This is a genomic window from Paraburkholderia sp. CNPSo 3272 (assembly GCF_024206495.1).
Lineage (GTDB): Bacteria > Pseudomonadota > Gammaproteobacteria > Burkholderiales > Burkholderiaceae > Paraburkholderia.
Window position 1 is genome coordinate 18,824 of the sequence record NZ_JAMBPQ010000002.1, and the last position, 16,210, is coordinate 35,033.

Genomic DNA, 16,210 nt, shown 5'->3' on the forward strand with positions numbered 1-16,210 from the left:
GAGGACGCAATGGACACCACTCTCGCCACTTTCGAAAAAGACGTGATCGAAGCGTCGGCGCTCGCGCCGGTGCTGGTCGACTTCTGGGCGCCCTGGTGCGGCCCTTGCAAGAGCCTCGGCCCGATGCTCGAGAAGCTCGAGGCCGACTATGCGGGCAAATGGAAGCTCGTAAAGGTGAACGTCGACGAGAACCAGGAGCTCGCGGCGCACTTCGGCGTGCGCAGCATTCCGCACGTCGTGGCGTTCGCGGACCGCCAGGCGGTCGACCAGTTCGTGGGCGTGCTGCCCGAAGGCCAGTTGCGCCAGTTCCTCGACGGCCTGATCCCCGATGGCGCCGATGCCGCGCGCCGGGCCGCACAGGAAGCGCTGGCCGAGGGCCGCCGCGACGAAGCCTATGAAGCGCTGCAGGCCGCACTCGCGTTCGATCCGGGCAACGACGAAGTGCGCATGGACCTGATCGAGATGCTGCTCGCCGACAACCGCGCCGACGACGCCCAAAAGGAAGTCGAGCTGCTCTCGCCCAAGACCACGCAGGGCATCGACGCGCGCTTCAACGCGCTCAAGACGCGCCTCGACGCGCTCGACGCCGCCGCCGACCTGCCGCCCACCGACGCGCTCGAAGCCCAGGTCGCCGCCAACCCCGCCGACCTCGAAGCGCGCTTCGATCTGGCGAACGCACTAATCGCGCGCCGCAAATACGCGGGCGCGCTCGAGCATCTGCTGGAGATCGTCAAGCGCGACCGCGCCTTCCGCGACGACGTGGGCCGCAAGACCATGCTTTCCGTGTTCGATCTCGCGGCGCATCAGCCGCAGCTCGTGAGCGAGTGGCGGCGCAAGCTGAGCGCGACGCTGAACTGATATCGAGCGGCCGAGGACGCCCCAGGCGTCCTCGCATTCAGTCAGCTACGCCTGCTGAACACGACCGTACTGGTCGTCGAAGCGCACGATGTCGTCTTCGCCGAGATAACAGCCCGACTGCACCTCGATGACCTCGAGCGCCGTCTTGCCCGGATTCTCGAGCCGGTGCGTCATGCCAAGCGGGATATAGGTCGATTCGTTTTCGGAAAGCAGGAGCACCTCGTCGCCGCGCGTGACGCGCGCCGTTCCGCGCACCACGGTCCAGTGCTCCGCGCGGTGGTGATGCATCTGCAACGAAAGCCGCCCTCCCGGCTTTACAACGATGCGCTTGACTTGAAAGCGCTCGCCCTGATCGACCGAGTCGTACCAGCCCCACGGGCGCTCCACGCGCCTGTGTTGCCGCGCCACCTCGCTGTGCTGCGCCTTGAGCCGCGTAACCACCGCCTTGACGTCCTGAACGCGGTCCTTCGCCACAACGAGCACGGCGTCCGCTGTCTCGACCACCACCATGCCCCGCACGCCCACGCAGGCAACGAGCCTGCCGTCCGAATGCACGAAGGTATCCGTCGCATCCTCGAACAACACGCGCCCCCGCGCGACGTTGCCGTTCTCGTCCTTCTCCGAGACCTGCCACAGGGCGTCCCACGCCCCGACATCCGACCAGCCCGAACGAAGCGGCACAACCACGCCCGCGAGCCGCGCGTTCACGCCGACCGACTCCATCACCGCATAGTCGATCGAATCGGACGGACAGGCGGCGAGTGCATCGCGGTTCAAGTGGACAGTGCCGTCAGCGTCGACGCAGGCATTCTCGAAGGCCGCCGCGCACTGCGCCGCGATGAGCGGCCGGCTGTGCGCGATCGCTGCGAGCCAGACCGATGCGCGCACAACGAAAATCCCGCTGTTCCAAAGATAGTTCCCCGAAGCAACATAGCTTGCAGCGCGCTCGGCATCGGGCTTCTCGACAAAATGCTCGATGCTGCGCGCTCCGCTGCTGCCAAGCGGCAAGCCCGCGCCGATGTAGCCGTAGCCCGTTTCGGCGCGCTGCGGCGGCACGCCAAGTGTGACGATGGCGCCGCGCGCCGCGTGCGCCACGGCTTCTTCGAGCGCGGCGGCAAACGCGGCGCCATCGGCGATCAGATGGTCGGCGGGCATGGCAACGAGCACCGGATCCCCGTCGCCGCAGGCGGCAAGCGCCACTGCCGTGAGCGCGGGCGCCGTGTTGCGCGCGAGCGGTTCGAGCACGAAGCGGGCGGCCATGCCGCTGCGACCAAGGCGGTCGGCGCTCAGGTGGCGCAAGTCCTCGCTGCTCACGACAAACGGCGCAGCCTTGCGAACGGCTGTGTGCGCTTCAGGCAGTGTGGCGCCGGCGTGCAGGAACACGCTATCGAGGCGCCGCACAGTCGCCTCGAGCAGCGACTCGCCATCGATCAGGTCGATCAGTTGCTTGGGGCAGTGTTCGCGCGAAAGCGGCCATAGCCGCGTGCCCGAACCGCCCGCCAGCACAACGGGCTGAACGATGAGGTCGGCGTCACCTTCGTTGATCGCGGCTATCAGGCCGGCAGATGTCACATCGTTGTTCATTCGCGTCACTCCCCCCGAAGTCATGCACCGAGTCTCGTTATTGATTGGCGTACGGGTGACATTTGAACAATACGTATCGCGCGAATCTGTACGCGCAGCCACATTGAACGCACGGCGGTCATCGTTATGTGCGGCAGCACACGAAGCACGAAGAGGGCCGCGCAAGGTGATGTTTCACATCCGAACGTTTTTACGACAGTGTCGGTAGCCCCCCAACAGACGTGAATTAAAACCGCGTCGCTTCAGAGGCAGGCGCACAACGCATCCAGGGCGATGTCCCGACGATGTTTCAGCGAGGACTCATTTCCGCGCATCTGCGTGCGCAGCGAAAGTAGTCATATAAATCAACGCATTGGCGACATCAAACTCAAGCGACTTCGCAGACGGCGCCGCACTGGCGCTGTACAAAACTGAAACAATAATGCGGCTTTGCGTCGCGGCGGAAATAGCTCGCGCCGCGCAGAACCGCACGCGTCCTCACTTTCGCGCCCGCTGGCACAACCCCTGCTAAGTAGAGTTCGCCACACAGCGTAGATGCCGACAAACGAGATCGCAAAACGCTAACGGGGCGTATGAGGCCGGCGCAACGAACGTATAGCCGTACGGGTAACGGCGATAACAAGAGTTCGGCAGTCGGAAACAGAAAAAAACAGAAGGCGGCGCACGCCGCTTTACGCGAGGACCGATCATGTTGACCCTTCAATCCGATCTGCACGGCAACCATCTGCTTGGCGCACTTCCGTCAAACGAGTGGCAGGCTTTGGCGCCGCATCTCGAACTTGTTCAACTGCGTACTGAACAACTGCTCTGCGATTGCGGCCAGCGTATTCATCACGTGTACTTTCCGACGACCGCCGTCATCTCGATGCTCTCGACAATGGAAGACGGCAGTTCCGTCGAAATTGCCGCCGTGGGCCGGGAAGGCATGACCGGCGTTCCGGTGCTGACCGGTGGCGAGACGATGCCGAACCGCGTGCAGGTGCAAAGTTCGGGCTTCGCCTATCGCATAAGCGCACAGGCACTCAAGCAGCAGTTTGCGCGCTCGGACCTCCTGCGCCGCATTACGTTGCTTTACATGCATGCACTGCTCACGCAGGTCGCACAGACGGCCGCCTGCAACCGCCACCATTCGCTGAGCAAGCAGCTATGCCGATGGCTGCTGATCGAAGTGGACCGCGTCGACTCGAACGATCTGTGCGTGACGCAGCAACTGATCGCCGACATGCTCGGCGTGCGCCGCGAAGGCGTCACGGAAGCAGCCGGCAAGCTGCATGACGAAGGTCTGATCCATCACAGCCGCGGCAAGATCCGCGTACTCGACCGCAAGCGCCTCGAAGCGCGCGCATGCGAGTGCTACGGCCTCGTGCGCCGCGAGTTCGATCGTCTGCTGCCGCGCCTGCACGAAGCGGAAGCGGTCGAATAAGGCCACCGACGCGCGCGGTTCGTTCGCTTTCCAGCGCGATACGAAAGCGTGCCTTGTCAGGCACGCTTTCTTGCGTTTCCGGCGCTGGGCTTCAACGCTCGCTGGCTTGATGCGCCAACGTTCGCAACACATACGAAGCCGCCGCGAAACCAAAGCTCGCCGTCACGCACACGCTCGAACCGAAGCCCGCGCAGTTCAGCCCCACCGGGCCGTGATGCCCCGGTGACGTGGTGACGTGCTCGGCCTCGGCGTCGATATCGCACACAGCCGTCTCGGGATAAATGAGCGGCTCGTCCGAATACACCGCGCTCACCTTGAACTTTGCCTTCGGCCCGCGCGGAAAGCCGTGGTGCTTGCGCAACTGGCCGCGCACCTTGGACAGCAGCGGGTCCTGGATCGTGAGCGCGAGGTCGTCGATGCGAATGCGCGTGGGGTCGAGCTGCCCGCCCGCGCCGCCCACCGTGATCAGCGGCACGCGATGCTCAACGGACCAGGCGATCAGCGCGGTCTTGGTGCGCACGCTGTCGATGGCGTCGATCACGTAGTCGAAACCGCCGCCCAGCAGCGCGTCAAAGTTCGACGGCTCGACGAAATCCTCCACTAGGCGCACGTCGCAGGCCGGGTCGATGAGCTTGATGCGCTCGGCCATCGCCTCGACCTTGGGCTTGCCGTAGTTGCCGTCGAGCGCGTGGATCTGGCGGTTGGTGTTGCTCTCGGCCACGTTGTCGAGGTCGATCAGCGTGAGCTTGCCGATCGCGCTGCGCGCGAGCGCCTCGGCGGCCCAAGAGCCGACGCCGCCAATGCCGATAACGGCGACGTGGGCGCGCTCGAACGCGTCGAGCGCGGGTGCGCCATAAAGCCGCGCGATTCCGCCGAATCGGCGGGCGCGGTCGGCGACATCGTCGGCAGGGCTCGGGGTAAGATCGACGGAGCCGGCGGCAGGGGAAATCGGAGTACTGGACATGACGGTAGGCAATCGTAAGCGGACCGGTCGCACGCTGCTGTCCCAGTCCTCGCAAGACCCGTATTTTGCCTGATCGCGCCGAATGAGGCCGGGCGGCCTCAAGCCGGGCGCGCCTGGCCGGCCACCCCTAGCCGGGCGCCCCTTGCCGGGCGCGCCTGTTTCCCCGCCTGTTCGATATACTTGTCCGCATTGAAGCGTCTGCCTAAAAGATGACCTCCCTCGCCGATCTCCGCAAGACCTACTCGCTCGGCTCGCTCGACGCCGCCGACGTCGATCCCGATCCGATCCGCCAGTTCCAGACCTGGTTCGCGCAGGCGCTCGACGCCAAGCTGCCCGAGCCCAATGCCATGACGGTCGCCACGGTCGACACACAGGGCCGCCCCGCCGCGCGCATCCTGCTCATCAAGGGCGTGGACGAGCGCGGCTTCGTGTTCTTCACGAACTACGAGAGCCGCAAGGGCCGTGAGCTGAGCGCGAATCCGCATGCGGCGCTGCTCTTTCACTGGATCGAGCTGGAGCGTCAGGTCCGCATCGAGGGGAAGGTCGAACTCACGAGCGCCGAGGAAAGCGACGCCTACTTCAACTCGCGTCCGCTCGGCTCGCGCATTGGCGCGTGGGCCTCGGAGCAAAGCACGGTGATCGCGAACCGCGAGACGCTCGAAGCCCGCGAGCGCGAAATCGCCGCGCAGTATGGCGAAACACCGCCGCGCCCGCCGCACTGGGGCGGCTACCGGCTCGTGCCGGAGGCCATCGAGTTCTGGCAAGGCCGCCCGTCGCGCCTGCACGACCGGATCCGCTACACGCGTGAAAGCGCGGATGCGGCCTGGCGCATCGAGCGTCTCGCGCCCTGAGCGCATGCGCGCGGCGACGCAACGCACGTTACGAGCACTTACCTCGCGTCAACCGGGTTTTCGTCTCACCGCTTTCGTTGTATATCGTTCAGTACCTCGCTGTTGCCGTAACGCTGTTGCCAAAAACCTGCATCGCAATTCGCTTTTGTCATTGGGCTTCAATTGTTCATCTGACACGGAGAGAAACGCATGTTCTGGGAGAAAAAACTCGCACAGTGGGTAGAAGAAGTGCGCAGCAAGGCCGACTTGCCCGCTCGCCTCGTGCTCTGGAGCGGGCAGCAATACGACTTTGGCCACTTCGCCGCGCCTGCCGTCACGCTCAAGGTCAATAGCGCGTCGGCGCTGCCGCTCCTGCTCACGCCGAGCCTCGACAACCTCGGCGAGGCCTACGTGAAGGGCAAGATCGACATCGAAGGCAAGCTCGCCGACATCATCAACATCAGTTATTCGCTCGCGCGCAACACTGTCACGAGCGCCAGCAAGCTCGCCCGCGTGCGCCGCTATTTCACGCACTCGAAGTCCACGGACAAGCAGGCCATCCAGTACCACTACGACGTCTCGAACGAGTTCTACAAGCTCTGGCTCGACGAGAACATGGTCTATTCGTGCGCGTATTTCGAAAACGGCGACGAAGACCTCGCCACCGCCCAACTCAAGAAAATCGATCACATCCTCACGAAGATCCAGGTGAAGGAAGGTCACACGTTGCTCGACATCGGCTGCGGATGGGGCGCGCTGGTGCTGCGCGCGGCGCAGAAGTTCGGCGCGCGCTGCGTGGGCGTGACGCTCTCGCAGAACCAGTTCGATCTCGCGACGGCACGCGTGAAGGCGGCAGGCCTCGAAGACCGCATCGAGATCCGCCTGCAGGACTATCGAGACATACAAGGCCAGTTCGATCGCATCACGAGCGTGGGCATGTTCGAGCACGTCGGGCGCAAGAATCTGCCGGGCTATTTCCGCAAGGTCCACGACCTGCTCGCCGACGACGGCGTCGCCATGAACCACGGCATCACCTCGTCGGACGCCGAATCGGGCGAAACGGCGCTGGGCGGCGGCGAATTCATCGACCGCTACGTCTTCCCCGACGGCGAGCTGCCGCACATCGGCCTCGCGCTCGAAGCGGCGCAGCGTGGCGGCCTCGAAGCGGTTGACGTGGAGAGCCTGCGCCGTCACTATGCGCACACGCTCGATTTGTGGGCGGAGAATTTCGAGGCGCGCGCCGAGGAAGCGAAACAGCTCGTAGAGGACGAGAAGTTCCGCATCTGGCGCGTTTATCTGGCAGGTTGCGCGTACGCGTTCGAGCACGACGACGTGTCGATCTTCCAGATTGTCTGCCGCAAGGCCGGCCGCAGCGCGACAACGCTGCCGTGGTCGCGCCGGTACATGTACGAGAAGCCGCTCTGACGCAGGCGGCGGCGCGGTTCGCCGCGCCGCCCGCGTATCAACTGTTCCAGCAGTTGCGTCCGGCCGAGGCGGCTTCGCCCTACGACCGCCATCACGACGCCACAGCGCGACGCCACTGCATGAACGAACGCGACGACGGCCACGACCTGTTTGGCGACATGACGCACGGGCCGGCCAACGACTCCGGCCCTGACGCCGCCCACTCGGCCGCCCACTCAGCCGCCCACCCCGCTGCGCGCCGCAACGCGCCGAAGGCCGAAGCCCGCCGCGCCGAGCCGCAGCCTGATCTGTTCGGCTTCGCAGCGCCTGCGACGAAGCCAGCCTCCCAGCGCCCCGCCCACGCCGCGCGCGAGAACGACGCCGAATCTGAAGCGCGCGAAGATGCCATACCGCGCGAAAAACCGCCGAAAAGGGCCGCCCCCAACCCCGACGCCCCGAAACGCCGCGGCCGCGGCGTGCTGCCCGCCGTAGCCACGCAAGACACGCTCGACGTCGCCGCCGCGCTGCCCGCGAGCGTGCGCCTTGGCACCTCGTCGTGGTCGTTTCCGGGCTGGCGCGGCATCGTCTATGGCGAGGACTACAGCCAGTCTAAGCTCGCCCGCGACGGCCTCTCGGCCTACGGCGCGCATCCGCTGCTGCGCTCGGTGAGCATCGACCGCTCGTTCTACGCGCCGCTCACCGTCACCGATTACCTGCGCTACGCGCAGCAGGTGCCGGAGCACTTCCGCTTCATCGTGAAGGCGCCGGCGCTCGTTACCGACGCCAGCGTGCGCGGCGTGCGCGGCGAGCCCGTTTCCGCGAACCCGTGCTTTCTCAACGCGGAGCTGGCCGCGCGCGAATTCGTGGAGCCGTGCCTCGCGGGCCTGGGCAGCAAGGCCGGCGCGCTCGTGTTCCAGTTCCCGCCGCTGCCCGATCAGTTATTGGCCGACCCGGCGGCATTCGTCGAGCGGCTGACCGCCTTCCTCGCCGCGCTGCCGCCGCTGCCCCAGTCGACCGAGCCTGCCGCAACCGGCGACGGTCCGTGCTACGCCGTCGAGGTTCGCGACGCGATCCTGCTCACACCGCGCTTCGTACGCACGCTGCGCGCCGCGGGGGTGCGGTACTGCGTCGGCCTGCACGCCCGCATGCCGGACCCGCTGCGCCAGGCCGCCGCGCTCGCACTGATGGACGGCGAGGCCCCGGCCGGGCCGCTGATCGTGCGCTGGAGCCTGCACAGCGGCTTCAAGTACGAGCAGGCGAAGGCGCGCTACGAGCCGTTCGACAAACTGGTGGACGAAGATCCGCATACGCGCGTCACGCTCGCGGAACTGGCCGCGCGCTACGCGATGGCGGGCCAGCCCGTGCTGATCACGACGAACAACAAGGCGGAGGGATCGGCGCCGCTAACCTGCGCGAAGCTCGCGCGGGCGATTGCGGACGAGATGGAGCGCTTTCGCGGGGAAACGGCGCTGGACGCCGCGCGCGACGCGACGCCGAAAGAAGCGCCGCCCGGCGCGCAAGCAGAAGAGGAAAAGGAAAACTGAAGCGCGCAATGGCATCAAAACCGGGCATCAAAACCGGCATCCAACCCGGCATCAAAACCGGGCATCGAAAGCAGGTATCGAAACCGCCCGCGCGCCTCCCGCAGACTTATTCAGCCTTGAGCCGGTGCGCGAACTTCTGGCGGAACTTCGCGACCTTCGGCGCCACGACGAACGAGCAATAGCCCTGGTTTGGGTGCTGCGCGAAGTAGTTCTGGTGATACGCCTCGGCGGGAAAATAGTTGCCGTCGAGCGGTAGCACCTGGGTGACGATCTTGCCGTCGTAGACGCCTTCTGCGGCCAGCTCGCGAATCGCCTGCTCAGCCGTCTCGCGCTGCGCCTCGGAGTGCGTGAAGATCGCCGAGCGGTACTGTGTGCCCACGTCGTTGCCCTGGCGGTTCAGCTGCGTGGGGTCGTGAATCGCGAAAAAGATGTCGAGAATCTCGCGATACGTGATCCTGGCGGGATCGAACTCCACCTTCACGACCTCGGCGTGGCCGGTGTCGCCGTCGCAGACCTGCTCATAGCTTGGGTTTGTCACGTGGCCGCCCGCGTAGCCCGACTCCACCGCGTTCACCCCCTCCACGCGCAGGTACACCGCCTCCAGGCACCAGAAGCATCCGCCGCCCAGGGTGGCCGTTTCGACTGTCTGACTCATGCTGTTTGCTCCTTTGATCGTGACTGCGGACGCCATCGCGGACCTCACTGCGGACACCACTGCGCGGTGCCCCACGCGACCCGCCATCCGCCGCTTCCGCTAAAATTGTGACAATTCGCCGAATTTCCACATGACGTTGATCCCGATTTCTGCTCCCGCCGCCACGCGCGCGGCCCGTGAAGGCCTGCACCGATGACCCGCCGCGCCAGCCCGCCCAATTTCGACGACGGCGCATTCCGCCGCGCGCTTGGCCAGTTCGCCACCGGCGTGACCGTGATCACGACGCGCGCGCCCGACGGCACGCTCATCGGCATCACGGCCAGCTCGTTCAACTCGGTCTCGCTCAATCCGCCGCTCGTGCTGTGGAGCCTCGCCACGCGCTCGGCGTCCATGCCCGTCTTCCGCTCGAACAGCCATTATGTGATCAATGTGCTCGCCGCGTCGCAGCTCGACCTGTGCAAGCGCTTTGCGACCGTGAAGGGCGACCGTTTCGAGGGCGTCTCGCACGCGGCCAGCGACACCGGAATGCCCGTGCTGAACGGCGCGATCGCGTGGTTCGAGTGCCACAACCGCAGCCGCTACGACGAGGGCGATCACGTGATTTTCGTCGGGGAAGTGGAACGCTGCGGCGTGCGCGAGGACGGCACCGACGCTTCGCCGCTCGTGTTCCACGGCGGCGCGTTCCACCAGCTCCAGTCGCTCTGACCCGGCCGGGCGCGCGCCACGTCGTTCGAATTTATGCCGGCGCGCTCTTGGGCTCGCGCTGCGCGATCAGGTCCACCGGCACGCCCGCTTCCACCTTGAGCGTCCTGAGCACGATGTTCGAGCGGATGTCCATCACTCCCGGCGCCTTGTACAGCTTGTTGAGCACGAAGTCCGAGTAGTGCTTGAGGTTGTGCGCGAGCACGCGCAGCAGGTAGTGCGTCTCGCCCGTCACCACATACGCCCCCACCACCTCCGGCCAGTCGCGCAGCGCCGTGACGAAGCGCTCGTGCCAGCTCTCCTGGTCGTTGCGCATCGACACCTGCACGAACGCCTCCATCTCGAAGCCGAGAATCTCCCGGTTCAGACTCGCGCGGTAGCGCTCCACCACGCCCTGCTCCTCGAGCAGCCGCAAACGGCGCAGGCACGCCGATGGCGAAAGCGAAATGCGCTCCGCCAGATCGAGATTGCTGATCCGCCCCTCGTTCTGCAGCACGGCGAGAATACGGCAATCGGTAGCATCAAGCGAGATTGCGTTCATATTTGGTCTCCATTCCCGTCTTGAGACAAATTATGTGCCAACAACCGCAATTTGCGGCGTTTTTTTGCAAGCACATTTCACGCGGGGTTGCCTATCATTCGAAGCATCAGCCTTGCATGGGGCCGCAATAAGTGCGGCCGACAGGAGACAACGCAAACGCAAGACGCCACTGACATGACCCAGATCAAAGACATTTCCCCGCCGATTCATCCCGAAACGCCCGTCTGGCCCGGCGATACGCGCGTTGGCGTCGAGCGCGTGTGGCGCATGGAGGCGGGCTCGCCGGTCAACGTCGCGCGCGTGACGCTGTCGCCGCACACCGGCGCGCACACCGACGCCCCGCTGCACTACGACGCCCAAGGCGCGCCGATCGGCGAGGTGCCGCTCGACACGTATATCGGCGCGTGCCGCGTGATTCATTGCGTGGGCGCCGCGCCGCTCGTGCTGCCCGAACACGTGGAAGGCGCGCTGCCCGGCATCCCGCCGCGCGTGCTGCTGCGTACCTACGCGCACGCGCCGCAGGACCGCTGGGACAGCAAGTTCTGCGCCGTCGCGCCGGCAACGATCGATCTGCTCGCCGCGCACGGCGTGCGTCTCATCGGCATCGACACGCCTTCGCTCGACCCGCAGGAATCGAAGACGATGGACGCGCATCACCGCATCCGCGCACATGGCATGGCGATCCTCGAAGGCGTCGTGCTCGACGCCATCGCGCCCGGCGACTACGAACTCATTGCACTGCCGCTGAAGTTCGCGACGCTCGACGCCAGCCCCGTGCGCGCCGTGCTACGCGAACTGCCTGCGGCCGCCGACAACTGAACCCCCTCAATTAGCCAGACACAGAAACGTAGACATGAACGACCGCAACGAAGCCCTGGCAGCCGATCGCGCCGATCCGCTCGCCGCCCTGCGCGAGCAATTCACGCTCGCGGCCGGCACCATCTATCTCGACGGCAACTCGCTCGGTGTGCCGCCTTCGGCGTCGGCGGCGCGCGCGCAGGCCGTGATCGGCGGCGAATGGGGCGAAGGCCTCATCCGCAGCTGGAACACGGCGGGCTGGTTCGCCATGCCCAGGCGTCTGGGCAACAAGCTCGCGAAGCTGATCGGCGCGGCCGACGACGAAGTCGTCATCACCGACACCATCTCGATCAATCTCTTCAAGGCGCTCTCCGCCGCGCTGCGCGTGCAGAACGCGCGCGACCCGAAGCGTCGCGTGATCGTCTCGGAGCGCTCCAACTTTCCGAGCGACCTGTACATTGCGCAAGGGCTCATCGAGCAGCTAGACCGCGGCTATGAACTGCGCCTCGTCGACGATCCCTCCGAGTTGCGCGGCGCGATCCGCGAAGACGTGGCCGTCGCGATGATCACGCACGTGAACTACCGCACGGGCGAGATGCACGACATGCGCGCGCTCACCGACCATATTCACGCGCAGGGCGCGCTCGCGCTGTGGGATCTCGCACACTCGGCGGGCGCCGTGCCCGTGGACCTGAACGGCGCGAACGCCGACTACGCCGTGGGCTGCACGTACAAGTACCTGAATGGCGGCCCCGGTTCGCCCGGTTTCGTGTGGGTGCCCAAGCGCCATCAGGATGCGTTCTCGCAGCCGCTCTCGGGCTGGTGGGGCCACAAGTCGCCGTTCGAGATGAACCCTGTCTATCGTCCGGACAACGGCATCGGCCGTTTTCTCTGCGGCACGCAGCCGATCGTCTCGATGGCGCTCGTCGAATGCGGTCTCGACGTGTTCCTGCAAACCGACATGCAGGCGATCCGCCGCAAGTCGCTCGCGCTCACCGACCTCTTCATCGAACTGGTGGAGACGCGCTGCGAGGAATACGGCCTCACACTCGTCACGCCGCGCGCTCATGCGGAGCGCGGCTCGCACGTGAGCTTCGAGCACCCGCACGGCTATGAGGTGATGCAGGCGTTGATCGCGCGCGGCGTGATCGGCGACTATCGCGAGCCGCGCGTGCTGCGCTTCGGCTTCACGCCGCTGTATCTGCGTTACGTCGACGTGTGGGACGCCGTCGAGACGCTGCGCGAGGTGCTTGCCACCGAGTCCTGGCGCAAGCCCGAATTCGCCGAGCGCGGCGCGGTGACCTGAGGAGCGGCAGATGAACGATCACATGCAAATCCCGGGCATGCCCGACGCGGGTGAAACCACGAGTGAGACCCACGGCGCCGCACGTGGCGGCTGCCCGTTCGGGCACGGCGCCGCCGCGCCCGCGCCGGCTGCACAAGCGCCTGAGGTACAAGGCGAAGGCTGGCACGACGCACAGCTCGACTTCTCGAAGTCGATGAGCTACGGCGACTACCTCGCGCTCGACGCCGTGCTGGGTGCGCAGCATCCGCTCTCGCCCGACCACAACGAGATGCTGTTCATCGTGCAGCATCAAACGAGCGAGCTGTGGATGAAGCTCGCGCTCTACGAGCTGCGCGCAGCGCTCGCCAACGTGCACCGCGACGCGCTGCCGCCCGCGTTCAAGCAACTCGCGCGCGTCTCGCGGATCATGGAGCAGCTCGTACAGGCGTGGAGCGTTCTCTCGACGCTCACGCCCTCCGAATACACGGCCATGCGGCCGTATCTCGGTGCGTCGTCGGGCTTCCAGTCGTATCAATATCGGCAGATCGAGTTCCTGCTCGGCAACAAGAACGTGCAGATGCTCAAGCCGCACGAGCATCGGGGCGAGATTTTCGAGCAGGTGAAAGCGACGCTCGAAGCGCCCTCGTTCTACGACGAAGTCATTCGCCTGCTCGCGCGGCGCGGCTTTGCGATCGCGCCCGAGCGGCTGAACCGCGACTGGACCCTGCCGACCGAACATGACGCCACGGTCGAGGCGGCGTGGCTAGAGGTGTACCGCAATCCTTCGGAGTACTGGGATTTGTACGAGATGGCCGAAGAACTCGTCGATCTCGAAGACGCGTTCCGTCAATGGCGTTTCCGCCACGTGACGACGGTCGAGCGCATCATCGGCTTCAAGCAGGGCACGGGCGGCACGAATGGCGCGCCGTATCTGCGCAAGATGCTCGATGTCGTGCTGTTTCCCGAGCTGTGGCACGTGCGCACGGTGCTGTAACGCAAACCGCTGCGCCCAAAAGCAAAAATGCCCGCCAATCGATGGCGGGCATTTTTTTCGCGGCAACGCGCGCGAGGCTTAGACCACCACGGTCTGCGCTTCGCCTTCCTTGCTTTCGCGCACCACACCGATCTTCCACACCTGTTCGCCCGCTGCGGCCAACAGGGAAGCCGCCGCATCGGCTTGATCCGCCGCCACGACCACGGCCATGCCGATGCCGCAGTTGAACACGCGGTGCATTTCCGCATCGGCCACGCCGCCGTGCTTCTGCAGCCACGTGAAGAGCGGCGGCAGCGGCCATGCCGCGTGGTTCAGTTCGGCCGTCAGGCCTTCGCGCAGCACGCGCGGAATGTTCTCGACGAGGCCGCCGCCGGTGATGTGCGCCATGCCCTTCACCGTGATGGTTTCCATCAGCTTGAGCAGCGGCTTCACGTAGATGCGCGTGGGCGCCATCAGCGCGTCGGCGAGCGAGCGGCCGTCGAAGTCGGCGGCGAGGTCCGGCTGCGCGCGCTCGATGATCTTGCGCACGAGCGAGAAGCCGTTCGAGTGAATGCCGCTCGAGGCGAGACCCAGCACCACGTCGCCCGGGGCGATCGTGCTGCCGTCGATGATCTTGCTCTTTTCGACTGCGCCAACCGCGAAGCCGGCGAGATCGTATTCGCCGTCGGGGTACATGCCCGGCATTTCGGCCGTTTCACCGCCGATCAGCGCGCAGCCCGACAGCTCGCAGCCTTGCGCGATGCCCTTCACGACCGTGGCCGCCGTGTCGACATCCAGCTTGCCGCAAGCGAAGTAGTCGAGGAAGAACAGCGGCTCGGCGCCTTGCACGAGGATGTCGTTCACGCTCATCGCGACGAGATCCTGGCCGACCGTGTCGTGTTTGTTCAGATGAAACGCGAGGCGCAGCTTGGTGCCCACGCCGTCGGTGCCCGAAACGAGCACGGGCTCCTTGTACCTCTTCGGCACTTCGAAAAGCGCGCCGAATCCGCCGATGCCGCCCATCACGCCTTCGCGCAGGGTCTTCTTCGCAAACGGCTTGATGCGATCGACGAGCGCGTCGCCCGCGACCATGTCGACGCCAGCATCGGCGTAGGAGAGGCCTTGGTCCTGCGACTGTGCCTGATTAGCGGGGCCGGATTTCGGTTGATTCATGGGGAAGCGCCAGAAGGTCGGTAAAATGCGATTTTAACCGATTGACGGCGCCTCGCCGCCGCGGGTGGAGCGAGATCTGGAACGCGCCTCGCCTGGCGCCCCACAACCGGAAACCGAGTTTTGCCGCACAACAAACCGTATTTCGCACCGTACCGGCGTCGGGCCGTAATCTGGACCGGGATCGCGCTCGCCCTCGGCAACGTGCTGCGGCGTCCGCGGCCCAGTGATCTCCGCGATTCTCACGAGAGCACGCTTTACTAGAACCGACTTTCGTCCAGACACACCGTGCAGCGACAGTTAACGCTCGATCTCGGCACCCCGCCGCCATCGACCTTCGACAACTTCCATATCGGCGCCAACGCCGAGCTGGTCGCGCGCCTGCGCGGTCTGGACGCGGCGCTCATGGCGGGCCCGATCGCCGATCGCACGTTCTATGTCTGGGGCGAGCCCGGCAACGGGCGCAGCCATCTGCTGCACGCGCTCGCCGACGAAGCGCCGCCGGGCCACGTGCGCTATCTGGGTCCGCAAAGCGCGCTCGCGGCGTTCACGTTCGATCCGCGCGTGACGATCTACGCAGTGGACGACTGCGATTCGCTCTCGGGCGCCCAGCAGATCGCGCTCTTCAACCTGTTCAACGAGGTGCGCTCGTACCCCGCCTGCGCGCTCGTCGCGACGGGCAACGCGCCGCCCATGGGTCTGGCCGTGCGGGAGGATCTGCGCACGCGCCTCGGCTGGGGCCTCGTGTTCCACCTTGCGCCGCTCTCCGACGAAGGCAAGGCGGCCATCCTCAAGCTCGCGGCGCGCGAGCGCGGCATTGCGCTCGCCGACGACGTGCCCGCCTACCTGCTCACGCATTTCCGGCGCGACATGCCGAGCCTGATGGGCTTGCTCGACGCCCTCGACCGCTTTTCGCTCGAACAGAAGCGCGCGGTGACGCTGCCGCTGTTGCGCGCGATGCTCGCAAAGGACGTGGGCGATCTGGTGAGCGTCGCGAGCGCATTGCCGACGGACGAAGAATTGTCCGCCGAAGAGCCGGCAGAAACGGACGACGCGAGTGACGCGCGCGAAGATGAGCCCAGCGGCAACGCGGTGGCCCCCACGCCATCCGCAGAAGGCGAGGAGCCGTCGCTCTTCCCCAGCGAGCCGGAAGCCCCCGCCGCCGGGCCCGACAACGCGCAGCCCTACGAGGCGCCGAAGCCACCGGCCTTGCAGGCGCGCCCGCAGGCGAACGTGCCGTTCGACAAGCCGACCGACAACGTCGAGGGCGAATTGGGGGCCAAATATCGTCACGTCGTCCACAAGGAGCTGGGCACCGACCTCAAGGGCGAAGTCGAGGCCGACGTCAGCAACGAGATGACCGGCGAGCTGCGCGGCGACCTCGATCCGCCGGCCGGCACCGCCGCACCCGAGGCGCAGACAGGCGAGAGGCCGGGACTGCCACCGTCAACGCCCACGCCCGATACGTCGGATACGCCC

General features: G+C 66.0%; 14 protein-coding genes and 1 pseudogene. 10 read left to right on the plus strand and 5 right to left on the minus strand.

What is annotated here, in order from left to right:
* The first annotated feature begins 9 nt into the window (after positions 1–9).
* Entirely contained in the window at positions 10–858 is an 849-nt protein-coding gene (gene trxA, locus M3I53_RS02500) for a thioredoxin (RefSeq protein WP_254314407.1), read from the plus strand.
* 45 nt (positions 859–903) lie between these two features.
* On the opposite strand, the gene M3I53_RS02505 is transcribed toward trxA, so the two are convergent.
* Positions 904–2,442 (minus strand): mannose-1-phosphate guanylyltransferase/mannose-6-phosphate isomerase, encoded by a 1,539-nt coding sequence (locus tag M3I53_RS02505; protein WP_254314408.1) that lies wholly within the window; start codon positions 2,440–2,442, stop codon positions 904–906.
* Between the two features lie 688 nt (positions 2,443–3,130).
* Between M3I53_RS02505 and M3I53_RS02510 the strand changes: the two genes are divergently transcribed.
* Positions 3,131–3,865 (plus strand): Crp/Fnr family transcriptional regulator, encoded by a 735-nt coding sequence (locus M3I53_RS02510; protein ID WP_254314409.1) that lies wholly within the window; start codon positions 3,131–3,133, stop codon positions 3,863–3,865.
* 91 nt (positions 3,866–3,956) lie between these two features.
* Here the strand turns inward: M3I53_RS02510 and tcdA are convergent, their stop codons facing one another.
* The gene (tcdA, locus tag M3I53_RS02515; RefSeq protein WP_254314410.1) at positions 3,957–4,829 is read right to left on the minus strand and encodes a tRNA cyclic N6-threonylcarbamoyladenosine(37) synthase TcdA; all 873 of its coding nucleotides are present in this window, start codon (positions 4,827–4,829) and stop codon (positions 3,957–3,959) included.
* 209 nt (positions 4,830–5,038) lie between these two features.
* Here tcdA and pdxH point away from each other — a divergent pair, with 209 nt between their 5' ends.
* The 3 genes from pdxH (at position 5,039) to M3I53_RS02530 (ending at position 8,607) form a co-directional block, all read left to right on the plus strand.
* Positions 5,039–5,680 carry a pyridoxamine 5'-phosphate oxidase gene (gene pdxH, locus M3I53_RS02520; protein ID WP_254314411.1) on the plus strand — a complete coding sequence of 214 codons (642 nt, stop codon included), beginning with the start codon at positions 5,039–5,041 and terminating at the stop codon, positions 5,678–5,680.
* A gap of 189 nt (positions 5,681–5,869) precedes the next feature.
* Positions 5,870–7,084: a cyclopropane-fatty-acyl-phospholipid synthase family protein gene (locus M3I53_RS02525; protein ID WP_254314412.1), complete on the plus strand. Its 1,215-nt coding sequence runs from the start codon at positions 5,870–5,872 to the stop codon at positions 7,082–7,084.
* 158 nt (positions 7,085–7,242) lie between these two features.
* A complete protein-coding gene (locus tag M3I53_RS02530) occupies positions 7,243–8,607 on the plus strand; it encodes a DUF72 domain-containing protein (protein ID WP_302057535.1) in 1,365 nt (454 codons plus the stop codon).
* A gap of 106 nt (positions 8,608–8,713) precedes the next feature.
* Here M3I53_RS02530 and msrA read toward each other — a convergent pair whose 3' ends face one another.
* Positions 8,714–9,262, minus strand: a complete 549-nt coding sequence (gene msrA / locus M3I53_RS02535; RefSeq protein ID WP_254314414.1) for a peptide-methionine (S)-S-oxide reductase MsrA — start codon at positions 9,260–9,262, stop codon at positions 8,714–8,716.
* Between the two features lie 192 nt (positions 9,263–9,454).
* Here msrA and M3I53_RS02540 point away from each other — a divergent pair, with 192 nt between their 5' ends.
* Positions 9,455–9,967 (plus strand): flavin reductase family protein, encoded by a 513-nt coding sequence (locus tag M3I53_RS02540; protein WP_254314415.1) that lies wholly within the window; start codon positions 9,455–9,457, stop codon positions 9,965–9,967.
* Positions 9,968–9,998: 31 nt separating this feature from the next.
* Here the strand turns inward: M3I53_RS02540 and M3I53_RS02545 are convergent, their stop codons facing one another.
* A complete protein-coding gene (locus tag M3I53_RS02545) occupies positions 9,999–10,505 on the minus strand; it encodes an Lrp/AsnC family transcriptional regulator (protein WP_254314416.1) in 507 nt (168 codons plus the stop codon).
* 174 nt (positions 10,506–10,679) lie between these two features.
* Here M3I53_RS02545 and kynB point away from each other — a divergent pair, with 174 nt between their 5' ends.
* The 3 genes from kynB to kynA are packed head-to-tail and all read left to right on the plus strand — an operon-like array spanning position 10,680 to position 13,582.
* Positions 10,680–11,324 carry an arylformamidase gene (gene kynB, locus M3I53_RS02550; RefSeq protein WP_254314417.1) on the plus strand — a complete coding sequence of 215 codons (645 nt, stop codon included), beginning with the start codon at positions 10,680–10,682 and terminating at the stop codon, positions 11,322–11,324.
* A gap of 34 nt (positions 11,325–11,358) precedes the next feature.
* Positions 11,359–12,609, plus strand: a complete 1,251-nt coding sequence (gene kynU / locus M3I53_RS02555; RefSeq protein ID WP_254314418.1) for a kynureninase — start codon at positions 11,359–11,361, stop codon at positions 12,607–12,609.
* A 10-nt stretch (positions 12,610–12,619) separates the two neighbouring features.
* The gene (gene kynA, locus M3I53_RS02560; RefSeq protein WP_254314419.1) at positions 12,620–13,582 is read left to right on the plus strand and encodes a tryptophan 2,3-dioxygenase; all 963 of its coding nucleotides are present in this window, start codon (positions 12,620–12,622) and stop codon (positions 13,580–13,582) included.
* 78 nt (positions 13,583–13,660) lie between these two features.
* Here kynA and purM read toward each other — a convergent pair whose 3' ends face one another.
* The gene (purM, locus tag M3I53_RS02565) at positions 13,661–14,734 is read right to left on the minus strand and encodes a phosphoribosylformylglycinamidine cyclo-ligase (protein WP_069267776.1); all 1,074 of its coding nucleotides are present in this window, start codon (positions 14,732–14,734) and stop codon (positions 13,661–13,663) included.
* Positions 14,735–15,019: 285 nt separating this feature from the next.
* Between purM and hda the strand changes: the two are divergent.
* Positions 15,020–15,721, plus strand: a pseudogene (hda, locus tag M3I53_RS02570) (DnaA regulatory inactivator Hda); the annotation flags it as partial.
* Positions 15,722–16,210 lie beyond the last annotated feature (489 nt).

What these genes read in the sequence shown, in the direction of transcription:
- trxA (WP_254314407.1), top strand. Translation starts at nt 10, where the DNA reads ATGGACACCACTCTCGCCACTTTCGAAAAAGACGTGATCGAAGCGTCG.
- pdxH (WP_254314411.1), top strand. Translation starts at nt 5,039, where the DNA reads ATGACCTCCCTCGCCGATCTCCGCAAGACCTACTCGCTCGGCTCGCTC.
- M3I53_RS02545 (WP_254314416.1), bottom strand. Translation starts at nt 10,505, where the DNA reads ATGAACGCAATCTCGCTTGATGCTACCGATTGCCGTATTCTCGCCGTG.
- kynA (WP_254314419.1), top strand. Translation starts at nt 12,620, where the DNA reads ATGAACGATCACATGCAAATCCCGGGCATGCCCGACGCGGGTGAAACC.
- kynU (WP_254314418.1), top strand. Translation starts at nt 11,359, where the DNA reads ATGAACGACCGCAACGAAGCCCTGGCAGCCGATCGCGCCGATCCGCTC.
- M3I53_RS02505 (WP_254314408.1), bottom strand. Translation starts at nt 2,442, where the DNA reads ATGAACAACGATGTGACATCTGCCGGCCTGATAGCCGCGATCAACGAA.
- M3I53_RS02530 (WP_302057535.1), top strand. Translation starts at nt 7,243, where the DNA reads ATGACGCACGGGCCGGCCAACGACTCCGGCCCTGACGCCGCCCACTCG.
- M3I53_RS02540 (WP_254314415.1), top strand. Translation starts at nt 9,455, where the DNA reads ATGACCCGCCGCGCCAGCCCGCCCAATTTCGACGACGGCGCATTCCGC.
- kynB (WP_254314417.1), top strand. Translation starts at nt 10,680, where the DNA reads ATGACCCAGATCAAAGACATTTCCCCGCCGATTCATCCCGAAACGCCC.
- M3I53_RS02510 (WP_254314409.1), top strand. Translation starts at nt 3,131, where the DNA reads ATGTTGACCCTTCAATCCGATCTGCACGGCAACCATCTGCTTGGCGCA.
- purM (WP_069267776.1), bottom strand. Translation starts at nt 14,734, where the DNA reads ATGAATCAACCGAAATCCGGCCCCGCTAATCAGGCACAGTCGCAGGAC.
- msrA (WP_254314414.1), bottom strand. Translation starts at nt 9,262, where the DNA reads ATGAGTCAGACAGTCGAAACGGCCACCCTGGGCGGCGGATGCTTCTGG.
- tcdA (WP_254314410.1), bottom strand. Translation starts at nt 4,829, where the DNA reads ATGTCCAGTACTCCGATTTCCCCTGCCGCCGGCTCCGTCGATCTTACC.
- M3I53_RS02525 (WP_254314412.1), top strand. Translation starts at nt 5,870, where the DNA reads ATGTTCTGGGAGAAAAAACTCGCACAGTGGGTAGAAGAAGTGCGCAGC.